General features: G+C 60.4%; 13 protein-coding genes. 11 read left to right on the forward strand and 2 right to left on the reverse strand.

What is annotated here, in order from left to right; all coding sequences use genetic code 11:
* Window positions 1-176: 176 nt before the first annotated feature.
* A complete protein-coding gene (locus Q1A52_RS10000; protein ID WP_300014281.1) occupies window positions 177-1,088 on the forward strand; it encodes a LysR family transcriptional regulator in 912 nt (303 codons plus the stop codon).
* Between the two features lie 161 nt (window positions 1,089-1,249).
* The gene (locus Q1A52_RS22855) at window positions 1,250-1,588 is read left to right on the forward strand and encodes a GFA family protein (protein WP_367278024.1); all 339 of its coding nucleotides are present in this window, start codon (window positions 1,250-1,252) and stop codon (window positions 1,586-1,588) included.
* Window positions 1,589-1,664: 76 nt separating this feature from the next.
* Here the strand turns inward: Q1A52_RS22855 and Q1A52_RS10005 are convergent, their stop codons facing one another.
* Window positions 1,665-2,696, reverse strand: a complete 1,032-nt coding sequence (locus Q1A52_RS10005; protein ID WP_300014283.1) for a LacI family DNA-binding transcriptional regulator — start codon at window positions 2,694-2,696, stop codon at window positions 1,665-1,667.
* 235 nt (window positions 2,697-2,931) lie between these two features.
* Between Q1A52_RS10005 and Q1A52_RS10010 the strand changes: the two genes are divergently transcribed.
* The 5 genes from Q1A52_RS10010 (at window position 2,932) to Q1A52_RS10030 (ending at window position 8,126) form a co-directional block, all read left to right on the forward strand.
* Window positions 2,932-4,236 carry an extracellular solute-binding protein gene (locus Q1A52_RS10010; protein WP_300014285.1) on the forward strand — a complete coding sequence of 435 codons (1,305 nt, stop codon included), beginning with the start codon at window positions 2,932-2,934 and terminating at the stop codon, window positions 4,234-4,236.
* 68 nt (window positions 4,237-4,304) lie between these two features.
* On the forward strand, window positions 4,305-5,186 hold the full coding sequence (locus Q1A52_RS10015) for an ABC transporter permease subunit (protein ID WP_300014287.1): 882 nt from the start codon (window positions 4,305-4,307) through the stop codon (window positions 5,184-5,186).
* A gap of 10 nt (window positions 5,187-5,196) precedes the next feature.
* Window positions 5,197-6,066 carry an ABC transporter permease subunit gene (locus Q1A52_RS10020; RefSeq protein WP_299777052.1) on the forward strand — a complete coding sequence of 290 codons (870 nt, stop codon included), beginning with the start codon at window positions 5,197-5,199 and terminating at the stop codon, window positions 6,064-6,066.
* 12 nt (window positions 6,067-6,078) lie between these two features.
* Entirely contained in the window at window positions 6,079-7,128 is a 1,050-nt protein-coding gene (gene ugpC, locus Q1A52_RS10025; protein WP_300014290.1) for a sn-glycerol-3-phosphate ABC transporter ATP-binding protein UgpC, read from the forward strand.
* Complete coding sequence (locus tag Q1A52_RS10030) at window positions 7,125-8,126, forward strand: endonuclease/exonuclease/phosphatase family protein (RefSeq protein ID WP_300014293.1); 1,002 nt, start codon at window positions 7,125-7,127, stop codon at window positions 8,124-8,126. Before ugpC ends, Q1A52_RS10030 begins: the two co-directional genes overlap by 4 nt.
* Before the next feature lie 15 nt (window positions 8,127-8,141).
* Here Q1A52_RS10030 and Q1A52_RS10035 read toward each other — a convergent pair whose 3' ends face one another.
* The gene (locus tag Q1A52_RS10035) at window positions 8,142-8,747 is read right to left on the reverse strand and encodes a TetR/AcrR family transcriptional regulator (protein ID WP_300014296.1); all 606 of its coding nucleotides are present in this window, start codon (window positions 8,745-8,747) and stop codon (window positions 8,142-8,144) included.
* 139 nt (window positions 8,748-8,886) lie between these two features.
* On the opposite strand from Q1A52_RS10035, the gene Q1A52_RS10040 reads away from it, so the two are divergent.
* The 4 genes from Q1A52_RS10040 to Q1A52_RS10055 all read left to right on the forward strand — a co-directional run bounded on the left by Q1A52_RS10040 (window position 8,887) and on the right by Q1A52_RS10055 (window position 14,437).
* A complete protein-coding gene (locus tag Q1A52_RS10040; RefSeq protein ID WP_300014299.1) occupies window positions 8,887-9,351 on the forward strand; it encodes a (2Fe-2S)-binding protein in 465 nt (154 codons plus the stop codon).
* 1 nt (window position 9,352) lies between these two features.
* Complete coding sequence (locus tag Q1A52_RS10045; RefSeq protein WP_300014302.1) at window positions 9,353-11,530, forward strand: molybdopterin cofactor-binding domain-containing protein; 2,178 nt, start codon at window positions 9,353-9,355, stop codon at window positions 11,528-11,530.
* A gap of 311 nt (window positions 11,531-11,841) precedes the next feature.
* Window positions 11,842-13,671, forward strand: a complete 1,830-nt coding sequence (locus Q1A52_RS10050; RefSeq protein ID WP_300014305.1) for a serine hydrolase — start codon at window positions 11,842-11,844, stop codon at window positions 13,669-13,671.
* Window positions 13,672-13,852: 181 nt separating this feature from the next.
* Window positions 13,853-14,437: a histidine phosphatase family protein gene (locus tag Q1A52_RS10055; RefSeq protein ID WP_300014308.1), complete on the forward strand. Its 585-nt coding sequence runs from the start codon at window positions 13,853-13,855 to the stop codon at window positions 14,435-14,437.
* The last annotated feature ends 1 nt before the right edge of the window (window position 14,438 follow it).

Here is a 14,438-nt window from a genome sequence, read left to right on the forward strand (position 1 = left end):
CCCGTCTTCTGAGACCATCGGTCGATGCCGCGCAATGTAAAAACATCGCCGTTTTCTGAGCCAACAAATTGTCGCACGCGGGGTGTTTGTTGGTACCAAAAGGCAGCGAGCGAGGTCGGCAGTTTATCATTTCCGCTCTGGGGTTGCGCGGCAGAGACGTACGAGGGGTTTAGGTTGTGAACTTAAATTGGGATGATCTGCGGATTCTGCTGGCCATTGTCCGTTCCGGCTCGCTGACGCGGGCCTCCGTTATGTTGGGCATCGACCAGTCGACGGCCGGGCGCAGGCTTTCGGCTCTTGAAGCGGCGCTTGGCACAACCCTCTTTTTGAGATCGAAAACCGGCATTATTCCGACCGAGATCGGCGAGAAACTCATCGTACACGCAATGGAGATCGAGCGGCGTGCTGACACCATCGCCGAGGTCGCGGCTGCTCCGGAAGAAGGCCCCGTGGGGCAGTTGCAGATCATGGGCGACCATTGGGTTTTGGAGCAGCTGGCAAACCTGTTTTTACCCCCCTTCGTAAAAGCTCATCCGCAGATGTCCCTGCGCCTTGCCTCCGGTCAACCGACGGCGTCGCTGTGGACAGCTGCAACCATATCCCTGTGGTTTGAAGAGCCACCGCAAATGGGGGAATTTGCCATCAAGCTGGTGGAGGTGCCTTTTGCTGTTTACGGCCCCCGAGGCGTCAATCATGACAATTTACCCTGGGCATCGATGATGGATGAAAGCGCAAGCCGCCGCGCGCCCGCCAAGTTTCTTGAGAAGATGCGCAAACCGGAAGAGGTGTTGCAGCTGACTGCAAATGATGCACGGCTGGTGCGTACCGCGGTTGCTGGCGGGTTGGGCAAGGGGTTGCTGCCGGTCTGTCTTGGGGACAACGATCCGGCGCTGCAGCGGATTGACCACCCTGAATATGAAATCACCCGTGTTCTGCATTTGCATGCGCATCCTGATACAGTGCAGACGCTGCGGGTGCAGACGGCCATTCGCTGGCTGCGGGAGAGGGCACAGAGCGTTTTCGGCGATCCGGCACAAGCGACGCAACAGGATAGCGTGGCGAACTTCAAACAGCGTGCGTGCGCCTAAAAAGGCCTGGGTACTTGTGAGCCCACGCGGGCAAGGCAAGGCGCTGGGCGTACGCGCACCTCACAAATCAGGAAAGGGTCTGCGAGATGTCACCACTGGTTTCCGCCAAGTGCACCTGCGGCGCGCTGCAGTTCGAGGCATCTACGGCGCCGGTTACGCAGATGATCTGTCATTGTACAGACTGCCGTGCCGCGACCGGCAGGCCATCTTGCCTCACGGCGTTTTTTCACAAAGGGCTGATCGCGATACACGGGCCTCAGACAGCGATGCGCTTTGTTGCCGCGTCGGGAGCCCGGACAGAGCGCGTGGCCTGTAGCCAATGCCAAACCGTCATGTTCGACACCTCAGAAGGCTTTCCGGAGCTCATCGGCGTCATCGCCGCGGTGATCGAGCCCCCGTTTGTGGCCCAACCTGTTTGTCACATGTGGGTCAGCAGCAGAGTGGCGGGTTGCCATATCGATGACGGTCTTCCGCAACACTCTAGAGGATTACCGCGATAACTGATGACAACCCCGGGTCCAGACCATGGCGCCTGTCCAAGTAGGCTCGTAGATCAGGAGTCAGGATGTATCGGGGTTAATGTGTGCCACGTTTTACCAGCATCGGCTCGACCATGACGACCTCACCCGGTTTCTGAGGGTTCGCAAGGCGATCTTCCAGCAGGCGCAGCACTTCATTGACGGTTTCTTCCAAGGGGTTTCGGACGGTTGTCAGGTCGAATTCCGCCCAGTCCGCCATCGCGATGTCGTCAAAGCCGATGATAGCCAGATCGTCCGGCACCGTCAGGTTGCAGGTGTTGCGGGCAAAGGAGAGGGCCCCAAGCGCCATGGCATCATTGGCGCAGACAACCGCGTCAGGCGATGCGTCCTGCAAGAGTGCGCGCATGGCCGATTTTCCGCCGTCAAAGCTGTAGTCGGACGTTACCTGCGCGGCGGGCGTCAGCCCGGCCTTTGCCAACCGCTCTACCACGCCCGCCAGCCGTTCTTTCTCTGACGACAGGGTGGGCGGCCCGCCGATGTATCCAATGCGTCGCCGCCCACTCTCCAACAGCAGGGTCACCGCCTGTACCATGCCCATGTGATTGCGACAGGCGACACAATCGATGGCCGGATGCGATATCACGCGGCCCGAAAAGATCACCGGGATGTTGAGTTTCGTGCAGTTGTCGATCAGCGCTTCGCCAAGGCTGCCGCCGCGCACGATCAGTGCGTCCAGCGGGTAGGAGAGAATCGATGTGACGCTTTCGTCCAGCCCCTCGGCCTGTCCGCCGAGGACGATAGGCCACTTGCCCGAGGCATTCAGCGCGGACACCAGCGCAGCCAACCATTCGCTGTCGTACGGATTGCTCAACCCGCCGACCACAACGCCAACCAGATCGGTCGCCGCACCCTGCAGACTGGCGGCGAGCGCGTTGGGACGGTAGCCCAGATCCATCGCCGTTTTCAGCACGCGCTGGCGTTTATCCTCATCCAGGTAGGCGCCGGGGGTGAAGGCACGCGACACGGCAGACCGCGACACCCCGGCCGTCTTGGCGACGTCGGCGGCGGTGACGCGCGCCCGGCGGCGGGGCTGTGCCGCGCGGTCGGCAAGGGGTCGATCGTGGGCCATCGTGACGATCCTTAACTTTTTCCAAAAACCTTCCGAACCGTCACATACCTGTAAAATTTGACAGTTATGTGAACACGCGTGCATATTTCGAATCTCCACGGAGCAATCCATGGTAAAATCGCGACGCTTGCGTATGTCGACAGTCGACTTTGCACAGGGAAGCCAATGTGGCGCTGCGCCACTATAACAATGTATCATTCGCCGCACTCATGCGGTGACAACATCGGAGCCTGACATGAAATTTCTGCAGATTGCAGCAACAACGGCTGCCTTTGGTCTGACGACCACGGCAACCTTTGCTGAAACCAATATTACCTTTTGGCACGCAATGGGGGGGCAGCTGGGCGAAACCGTCAATCAGATGGCCGAAGATTTCAATGCCAGCCAGGACGACTACAAGATCACCCCTGTTTACAAAGGCAGCTACGAAGAAACGCTGACCGCCGGTATCGCCTCTTTCCGCGCGGGCGAGCATCCGAACATCATCCAGGTTTTTGACGCCGGTGCCGCCACCGTGATCGGGGCCAAGGGCGCGACCATTCCCGTTGCCGATCTGCTGGCCGACAACGGTATCGATTTCGATATCAACGACTACATCACAGGTGTGCGCTATTTCTATGCGGACAGCGACGACAAGATGATCGGCATGCCGTTCAACTCCTCGACGCCGATCATGTATTATAACATCGACGCTTTGGAAAAAGCGGGTGTCACGCCACCGAAGACCTGGGAAGAGTTTGCCTCCGTCACGGCGCCTGCGCTGAAGGAAGCGGGTTACATCCCGCTGTCGCAATCGCACCTGCCGTGGATTTTCACCGAGAATTTCTTCTCACGTCACAACCTGCAGTTTGCCTCCAATAACAACGGCTATGACAGCACAGACACCAAAATCCTGATCGACAACCCGGCGATCAAGGCGCATTTCACAGCGCTTTCGGACTGGAAAGACCAGGGCCTGTTTGAATGGTACGGCACCGGCTGGGGCGACAACGCCAAGCCATTCGAAGAAGGCCAGGTTGCCATGTGGCTGGGCTCTTCGGGCTCCTTCGGCGGTCTGATCCAGAAAGACCTCGGCTTTGAGTTTTCCGCGACCATGCTGCCCTATTGGGAAGCTGTGACAACGGAGCCTACACAGACCTTCATCGGGGGGGCGGCGCTCTTTGCGATGTCGGGTAAATCTGCCGAGGAAAACAAGGCCACGGCCGAGTTCTTCAAGTTCCTGACCGCACCCGGGACACAGTATTTCTGGCACAAGGAAACCGGTTACGTACCGATCACCACAGCCGCCTATGAAGCGGCTGCTGCTGATGGTCACTACGAGCGTTTCCCTGCCGCCGAAGTGGGCATCAAGCAGCTGACCCTGCCAGCAGGTGACCACACCAAGGGATACCGTATGGGGTTCTACGTGCAGATCCGCGACATCATGAACCGCGAATATGGCCGTATCCTGACAGGTGAAACAGACGTCGACGCGGCCTTCAAAGCCATCGAGACAGAAGCCAACGCCCTGTTGGCCCGTTTTGCAAAAACACAAGGCTGACGTACAGCTTTTGAACCAATAAGAGTGGCCGCCTCATGCGGCCACTCTGCACATGACAGGGACAGTTCATGAAACGCGCAGGCTTTACGACCGTTTGGCTGCCAGTGGCTTTGCTGCTGCCGCAGTTGATGATCATCGCGATCTTTTTCTACTGGCCTGCGGGCTGGGCTTTGCAATCCTCTTTCTACCTACAGGACCCGTTTGGCTTCGGGTCGACCTTCGTGGGCGTAGAAAACTACACCGATCTGGCCAACAACGGCGAATACATGCGGATCGCATGGTTCACGGTTGTCTACTCGGCGCTTGTCACGTTCTTTTCCCTCTCCATCGCGTTGCTGCTGGCCGTCAAGGCCGACAATGTGATCCGCGGCGCAAAGAGCTACCGCACCCTGCTGATGTGGGTCTATGCGATCGCGCCCCCGGTGGCGGGTTTTCTGGGCATCCTGTTCTTTGACCAGCGCAACGGGCCGCTCACCGTGTTTTTCCAGACTTTTGGCTGGGATTTCAAACTGGGCGTCAACTACAACTCGACGGCCACGGCCATGGTCATGGTCGCCGTCTGGAAGCAAATCCCCGTCAACTTCATCTTCTTCCTCTCCGGTCTGCAGTCGATCCCCCGCGCGGTGCGCGAGGCGGCGATGATCGACAACCGCTCCGCCACCGGGCGGTTCTGGCAGGTAACCTTTCCGCTGCTGGCGCCAACCGCTTTCTTCCTGCTGATCATCAACATCACCTATGCGCTCTTTGACACCTTCGGGATCCTCGACACGCTGATGAAGGGAGAGCCGGGCAACAACCCGATGACACTGGTCTACAAAGTGTACCTCGACGGGTTCCGGGGCAACGATCTGGGCGGGTCTTCCGCGCAGTCGGTGATCCTCATGGTGCTTGTTCTCTTGCTGACCGTCTTCCAATTCCGGCTGATCGAACGCCGGATTCACTATACCTGAGGGGCGCGACATGACACAGACATCTCCCCGCCGCCGCATCCGTTGGTCCACCGTGTCGGACCATACGATCCTGACCCTTGGCGCCATTCTCATGATGGCCCCACCGCTCCTGGCTTTTATCACCGCATCGCATGACGCGGTGACCATTCACCGCCAGGGGATTCAGTTGGGGTTTGGCGATCAACTGGGCACTAATTTTCAGAAAGCCATGTTTGAAAAAGGCGGCTTTACCCAAACGGTTGATGGTACGCTGATGCTGATCAACTCCCTGATCCTTGGCGTTGGCTTTGCGCTCGGCAAGATCATCATCTCGATGATGGCGGCCTATGCGATTGTCTATTTCCGCCTGCGGTTTGCCACGCTGGCCTTCTGGATGATCTTCACCACGCTGCTGTTGCCGCTGGAGGTGCGCATTCTGCCCTCTTACGAGGCGATCCAGAGGCTGGGGCTGGCCAATACCTACACCGGCCTGATCGTGCCGCTGATTGCCTCGGCCACCGGCACCTTCTTCTTCCGGCAGTTTTTCATGTCGGTGCCCGAAGAACTGGCCGAGGCGGCGCGCATTGATGGCGCGGGCCCGGTGAAGTTCTTCATCGACATCCTGGTGCCGCTGAGCCGCACGATGATCGCCGCGATCTTCATCATCATGTTTGTCTTTGGCTGGAACCAGTACCTCTGGCCCACGCTGATCACCACCGATGAAAGCTTCTTCACGCTGGTGCGCGGGATAAAACAGATCGTGCTCAGCTACACGGACGCCCAGATCCCCGAACACGGACAAGCCCTGGCGTTGGCCATCATCGCGATGCTGCCGCCGGTGCTGATCGTGGTCTTCTTTCAGAATTGGTTCGTCAAGGGCCTCACAGAATCCGACAAGTAAGGAACGCGATACATGGCGCAAGTCACGCTTGAACAGCTCCGCAAGGTCTATCCCAACGGCAATGAGGCCGTGCAGACCTGCAGCTTTGAAATCCCCGATGGCGAATTTGTCGTGCTGGTGGGGCCGTCGGGCTGCGGGAAATCCACGCTGCTGCGGATGATCGCCGGGCTGGAGGAAATCTCCGATGGGTCGCTCTACATTGGCGATGCGGTGGTCAACGATGTCGATCCGGCAGATCGCAACATCGCGATGGTGTTCCAGAACTACGCGCTTTATCCGCATATGACGGTGGAGCGGAACATGGGCTACGGGCTGCGCAACCGTGGCATCCCAAAGGCTGAGATCGACGCCAAGGTGCGCGAAGCGGCCACCATGCTGAACCTGACAGAGTATCTGGACCGACGGCCCAGCCAGCTGTCGGGGGGGCAGCGTCAGCGGGTCGCCATGGGCCGTGCGATCGTGCGCCAGCCGGAGCTGTTCCTGTTTGACGAACCGCTGTCGAACCTCGACGCCAAACTGCGCAACCAGATGCGGATCGAGATCAAGGCGCTGCAGCGCAGGCTGGGCACAACGGCGGTCTATGTGACCCATGATCAGGTCGAGGCGATGACCATGGCTGACCGCATCATCGTGCTGAACGAAGGGCGGATCGAGCAGATCGGCACGCCTTCGGATGTCTATAACCATCCTGAATCCACCTTTGTGGCGAGCTTCATCGGTGCGCCTGCGATGAACCTGCTGCCCGCCACAGTGGGGGCCGATCAGAAAATCACCCTGTCGGATGGCACGGTGCTGGCCGAGCATGCGCCAGAGGGCGCATCGGGGTCGGTTCTTGCTGGCGTGCGCCCCGAAGACGTTATGCTCGGTGCGGGCGACATCCCTTTTACCATCGACATCATCGAAGAGCTGGGCGCTCTGCGGTTGCTGCACGGCCAGTTGGGTGGTGCGCCGTTTTCCGTCAGCATCGGCAAGGACGAGCAGGCCGAAGCCGGTCCGGTGACACTTGGATTAAAGCAGGGCGCCCTGCACATCTTTGACCCACAAACCCAACGCCGCATATGACGCAGATCGTTGGGGCGCTGCCGCGGGTCACGGCGGCGGAGCGCGCGCGTATCCTCGCAGCCCCACGCACATCCGAGGCTAACGGCGCATTGATGGGGTCGATCCCAGCCATGACTGCGCTGGAGCAGGGTGGGACACCGGCGCGCGACGCGCTGCCGCGCAGCTTCACCGTGGCTGCATGGAACGTGGAGCGGTGCCTTTTCCCGCAAGAGAGTGCGGATCATCTGACGGAACACGCCCCGGCCATCGTGCTCCTGTCCGAGATGGACAGCGGCATGGCTCGCACGGCGCAGAAGAATACCAGCGCCGAGATGGCCGTGGCCCTGGGCATGACCTACGCCTTTGGGGTTGAGTTCTACGAAATGGGTCTTGGCGGAGAGACCGAGCGGGATTTCTGCACCGATGATTTCAATGCCGCCGGGTGGCACGGCAATGCGATCCTGTCGTCGGTGCCCTTTGAAAAGCTGGCGCTCATCCGTCTCGACCAGAAGGGCCATTGGTTCTGCACCGGACCGCAAAGCGCCGGCGATACCGGGCAGCCGCGTCTTGGCGGTCGCATGGCCGTGGCGGCGATTGTGCCCGCCGACACTGGACCGCTCTGCGTGGTGTCCACCCATCTGGAAAGCAACGCGCAGGCGCCCTATCGGCACGCGGAGTTCGCCCGCCTGCTGGCGGCGGTCGATGACTTTGCCCCGGGGCTGCCGGTGCTGATCGGGGGCGATCTGAACACCGGCAATCACATGCCGCCCGATTTCGACTGGCGCAAGGAGACCCTCTTTGCCCTGGCCGAAGAGCAGGGATACAGCTGGGATCTGACGGCCGAGGGCACGACCACCCGCGCCAGCCTGATCACGCCCCATCCGACGCGCAAGATGAAGCTTGACTGGTTCGCAAGCCGGGGCGTGGCGGGCGCGGCGCTGCCGGTGCTGCCCTCCATACATGAAAGCGGACGCCCCTTGTCGGATCATGATTGCATGCTGTGCCGGGTGACGCTCTGACGCGACGGGCAGGTGTCAGGCCCGGGTGTATCTGGCGATCATCATGTCCACGCTGCTTTCCACGACCGCTTCCATCTGGGCGTTGGTGAGCATCTCTTCGCCCAGAACCACGGGCCAGAAGGCCTTGGCTTTGATCAGGGCGATGAACTCATCTGCGGCGGTATCGGCGTCGGCGATATCCAGCGCCCCGTCGTTATGAGCGTCCCGCAGCATCGCCACGAAGGCCGATTTCTTGTCGATCTTGCACTGCACCTCTGCCGCCAGCAGGGGACTGCGCAAAGTTTCGCTGATGATCATGCGCGACATCGCCATGACGGCAGGCGAGGAGAGCAGCCGCCCTTCGGCCCAGGCGAGATCCCTCAATTGCGCGCGGATATCCCGGCCCGGTTCATAGCGCAAATCCAGCGTGTCGGTGATCCGCTCCGACAGCGTGGCCACGATGGATTGAAAGAGATTGTGTTTGCTTTCAAAATACTTGTAGAGCGTGCGCTTGGAGACACCGGCGCGCGCGGAAATCGTGTCCATGCTGGCCGCCGCAAAGCCCTTGTCCTGAAATTCCTGCACCGCCGCCTCGATGATCTGGCCGCGCTTGGAGCAGGGGGTCGTGTCTGTCAGTTCCATGTGCCTAGCTTTTAAGCATCCCGCCCGGCAGGTCAAATCGCACAGGTGTAAACTCGCCAGTTTACACTCAGGCGTGTCTCATTTAACCTACACGCATGAAGCGAGCGGCACCCATGCGTATGAGCGAGAGGAACCCTGAATGGCAATTTCACTGAAACTGAACGGCAAGACACATGAGGTCGACGCCGAGGCCGGCACACCCCTGTTGTGGGTGATCCGCGATGAACTGCAGATGACCGGCACCAAATTCGGCTGCGGCGTGGCCTCCTGCGGGGCCTGCACCGTGCACATGGACGGCACGCCCGTGCGGTCCTGCCAGACCTATGTCGAAGATGTGGGCGATGCGGAGATTACGACGATCGAGGCCATGGCCGACACCAAAGTTGGTGCCGCGGTCCAGCAGGCCTGGATCGAACTGGATGTGGTGCAATGCGGCTACTGCCAGTCGGGGCAGGTCATGTCGGCCGTTGGTCTGCTGAGCGAAAACCCCACGCCGACCGTCGAAGAAATCGAGAGCTACATGTACGGCAACGCCTGCCGCTGTGCCACCTATCAACGCATCCGCGCCGGTATCCAGCGCGCGTCCGAAATTCTGGAGGCCTGATATGACCATTTCCACATCCCGCCGGGGATTTTTGAAAACTGCTGCCGCCTCCGGTGCCGTTCTGGTGCTGGGCATCCGTCCCGATGGTGTTCTGGCCGCCTCTGGTGAAAGCGCGATGCTGAACCCCTTCGTAAAGATTAGCGCCGACGGCTCGGTCACGGCAATCGTCAAGCATTTCGAGAAAGGGCAGGGACCGGCTACTGGCCTCTCCACTCTTATCGCCGAAGAGCTTGGCCTGCGTATGGACCAGATCGACTATGAGTTCGCGCCGTCCAACCCACAGGTCTACAATAACACGCTCTTCGGCCCCGTTCAGGGCACCGGGGGGTCGACCGCCATGGCCAATTCCTACCTGCAGTACCGTGAGGCCGGAGCCGCCGCCCGCGAGATATTGATTAGGGCGGCAGCGCAGACGTGGGGCGCAGAGGTCTCTGAACTCAAGATTGAGGACGGCGTGATTTCGGGCGCGGGCAACGCGGCGCCTCTGGGCGATTTCGTCGAACTGGCGGCGACGTTAGACGCGATAGCGGGTCCAAAGCTCAAGGACCCGTCAGAATTCCGACTAATCGGCAATCCGGACGTGCGCCGGCTCGACAGCGCCATAAAGGGCGACGGCCGCGCACAATATGCCATCGACGTCTTCCTGCCGAACCAGATGGTGGCGATGATCAAACGTCCCGAGCAGCGCGGCGCGCTGGCGACGGGGCTAGATGACAGCGGCGCGCAGGAGGTCAAAGGCTATATCCGCGCGGCCATTCTGCCCAATCAGGCGGGTGTCGCGGTCTATGCTGAAAATACATGGGCTGCGATGCAGGCACGCGATGTGATCGAGGTCGATTGGGATATGTCTGCGGCAGAGACCCGTAGTTCCGATGCCATCGAAGCCGAGATTCGCGCCGCACTCGACGCGGAACCCACCTACAATGTGAACAAGACCGATGCCGCCGCCACGCAGGCGGCCCTTGACGGGGCGGCGCAGGTGGTGGAGCAGACGTTTTATTTTCCACTGCTGGCCCACGCGCCGATGGAGCCGTTGAATTGTACCATCGAGGCTACGGAAGACGGCGGTATCCTGTTGCATGACGGGTGCCAGTTCCCGACCGGTCCACATATGGCGATGGCGGAAATCTTCCAGCTGCCGATGGAGAAGATTCAGATCAAGACCATGCTGGCGGGCGGCTCCTTCGGGCGGCGTGCTACGCCCACGGCTGACTATCAGGTCGAAGCGGCGCTGGCCTTTGTGATGACCGACCGGACGCGTCCGGTCAAACTTGTCTGGTCGCGTGAGGATGACCTGCGCAGCGGGTATTATCGCCCGGCCTTTGGTCACAAGGTGCGGATCGGGCTGGATGCGGATGGCGAGATTGTCGGCTGGGATCACCGCATTGCCGGTCAGCCGATCATGAAGGGCACGTCGTTCGAGAGCTTCAGCGTGCGCGACGGGGTGGATCACACCTCTGTCGAGGGGGCAGCGGACACGCCTTACCGCATTCCGGCGGCGCATTTCGGGCTGACCGATACGGAAAAGGCCACAAGCACGCTCTGGTGGCGCGCGGTGGGCCATACCCACACGGCCTATGTGATGGAGGTCATGATGGATATGGCAGCCAGTGCTGCGGGGCAGGACCCTGTGGCCTACCGGCTGAAGTACCTGGAGGGCGATCTCGATCAGCAGCGTATGGCGGGCGTTCTGAAGCTGGCTACCGATGAGGCCGGGTGGGGCAATGCACCCGCCGGGCGCAGCCAGGGTGTGGCCGTGCATAAATCCTTCGGAACCTACGTGGCCGAGGTGGTCGAAATCTCGGGCACAGCCGAAGACGGCGTACGGATCGAAAAGGTAACCTGCGCGGTGGATTGCGGCGTGGCCGTGAACCCCGACGTGATCAAGGCGCAGATGGAGGGCGGTATCGGCTATGGCATCGGCCATGTCATGCGCGACCAGATCACCCTGACGGATGGGGCGGTGGATCAATACAACTTCCCCGACTACGAACCATTGCGGATCGGCGATATTGCCGAGATCAATGCTCATATAGTCCCTTCGGCGGAGGCCCCAACCGGTGTTGGGGAACCCGGCACGCCACCTGCCGCCCCGGCGCTGGCCAATGCGATTGCTGCGAGCAGCGATTTGCGGGTCAGCAGCCTGCCGATGGCTGAAAACGGCGTGTCGTTCGCCTGATCCTGCAGCCTTGGCGCGGTATTGGACTGCCGGGCCGGAACGTCGGAGGCGCAGAGTATGCGCCTCCGGATATCTGTCTGAAGCAGTCAACTTCTAGAGGGCCGCTTTCAGATTTCTGGCGGGCGCTGCCTTTGGCCGCTCCTGTCCGCACTGCATCGCAATCAAAGTAAAACTCCGCGAGGCTGTCTGGCCCTGCGCGTCCAGACGATAAACCTGTCCTCCCCGACCTCGAAAGACGCCTGTTCCTGTCTTCTCCGATAACCGGCGCCCTGACCGATTTGGTCACCGTTTATCAGACAAGGAAAACCAAGATGGCTGATTTCAACCCATCAGATTTACAAACCCCTCAAAAGCAAGCGCTTGACGCATTCATGACGGCAAACCAGGCCCCTGCGGCCTTGATCGAGGTTTGGCGCGACGGGCTGAGTGTGCGCAGTGCCGCAGGCGAACAGGCGCGGGGATCGGGGACGCCCGCACAAACCGGCAACACCTATGAAATTGGCTCCCAAACCAAGATGATGACCTCTGTGGTCGTGCTGCAACTGGCAGAGGAGGGGCTGATCGATCTGGACAAACCACTAGCGGATTACCTGCCTCCGGCGGTTGTTGATGGCATTGCCAACGCGGGGATCGCCACGGTGCGGCAGATGTTACAAAACAAGTCAGGCATCCCGGATTTTGACAGTGTGCTGGGCGATAGCGGTCGTCCGATCTATATTGAGCAGCTGATCAGCGATCCGACAGCACCCATCGGGCCGGAGGCATTACTGCAGACCGTGGAGGACGTACCGGCGGATTTCGCACCGGGCACCGCTTATCAGTATTCAAACACCAATTTTCTGCTGCTGGAGCGTCTTGTCGAGAGTGTTACGGGCTCTTCGCTGGCGGATGAGATGATCACGCGGATTTTCACGCCAACGGGGATGGAGGACACCGGGTTCAAGGCCACAACTGCGGGTGACGACCGGCTGCGTAGCTACGCGGATATCGGCACGGGTGACCTGACCGATGTGACCGACATTCCCCTGGATCTGGGTGCGACAGGCGGCGCTGTCTCAACGACATCGGATATGGTGCGCTTTCTTGATGCACTGTTGGTCTCAAAATCACTGCTGTCGCCCGACATGCTCACAGAGATGACAGATTTCGAGGCATATTTCACCAGCCCAGATGGTACGAACATCGTCAGCTTTGGTCTCGGTCTGACGTCGGCGCAGCTATATGGGCAGACCTTTGTTGGCTTTGACGGAGGGACCCTGGGTACCAATTCATCAACCTATCTGCATGTGGAAAGTGGGACGATCCTGAGCGTGGTCGCGAGCAGCAGCACAGCAGACCCCGCAAGCCTTCTTTTTGATGCGTTTGCAGCCATCTACAACGATGAGAACTGGGCCAGCTTTGACCCGGACGCAGGCAGCTTCTCGATTGCGGGCACTGCTGCGGATATCGACCTTGCCGAGACGCTGGATGTGGAAGGTCAAACCCAGACCACGTTCAGCCTGGACGATGCGACCCTTACCTTTGAGGGCGCGCCCGATCAGCTGGACACAGATGCATTCACCTTTTCCGACGGTTCGGTGCTTTGGATCGGGGACGGGGGCCGCGACCGCTTCGATGTGTTGCGGTCTGCGCGGGATGCCGCATATGCGGACAACCAGCTTGTCGGAGGCGGAGGCAACGACCGGCTCGCAGGTGGGTTTGGCGATGACAGGATGGGCGGAGGTGCGGGCCACGACCGTATGAATGGCCGGGCCGGGGATGACCTTTTGGAGGGCGGCGCCGGGTGCGACCGGCTCATTGGGGCTGCGGGGGATGATACGCTCGACGGTGGAGACGGGCGTGATATCCTGATTGGCGGCACGGGTGAAGACGTTTTGCAAGGTGGTGCAGGCAATGATCGGCTGTTTGGCGGGCGCGGTGCCGACAGCTTCGTTTTCGAGGCGGGTGACGGACGTGATGCAATCCGCGATTTCGGCTTTGGCGAAGACGTGATCGACCTCAGCCAGACTGGCCTGAGTTTCGAGGACCTGCAGATCAGCCGGAGCTGGTGGGGCCGGGTGACTGTCGAGTATGGCGCCGGGGACAGCATCGAACTTCTTGATCGGTACTGTGAACTGCAGGAAAGCGATTTCCTGTTCTGATCCACCGTATGACCACGCAGCCCCACAAGGCGACATCGGGCGTGTTTTCGCCTGATGTCGCCCGCTGGTTTGTCGGGTCAAAATGAATACCCGGATTAGCGGTGACATGGCGGGCGAATCCCGGCAAAGAACCTTTGCGTATTGCCCGTTTTTGCCCCGATATTTTGTGAAAGGCCCGTTCATGACGTTCAAAGTCAGGTATCTCAGCCACCCTCAGGTTCTTATCGATCCGGCCAAGGACGTCACCCGGTGGTCGTTGAACGACACAGGTCATGCCCGTGTCGCCCAACTTGCAGCATCCGGGAGATTGGCGGACACCACGCGGATCATCAGCAGTGCGGAGACCAAGGCGCTCGAGACCGCGCAACCCCTTGCGGATGCGCTGAACTGCCCGCTGGAAACGCGGGCAGACATGCACGAGAATGACCGGAGTGCTACCGGCTTTTTGCCGCCCGATGCCTTTGAGCAAATGGCCGACCGGTTTTTTGCCGAGCCGGATCAAAGCGCGGCAGGGTGGGAAACCGCGCGCGCGGCACAGGCCCGGATTTGCGCCGAGGTCGAGGCATGCCTGGACGGCCACACCGGCGGTGACCTGCTGTTCGTGGGGCACGGTGCCGTTGGCACCTTGCTTTATTGTGCGCTTGCAGGGGTGCCGATCAGCCGGACACATGATCAGGGTCCGGGCGGTGGTGGCAATTATTATGCCTTCGATGCGGACACGCGCCGCCCGGGATCAGGATGGCGCCCGATGGAAGAGCTGATCTGAA

Origin of the sequence: uncultured Roseobacter sp. (assembly GCF_947488185.1) — a bacterium.
Classification (GTDB): domain Bacteria; phylum Pseudomonadota; class Alphaproteobacteria; order Rhodobacterales; family Rhodobacteraceae; genus Roseobacter.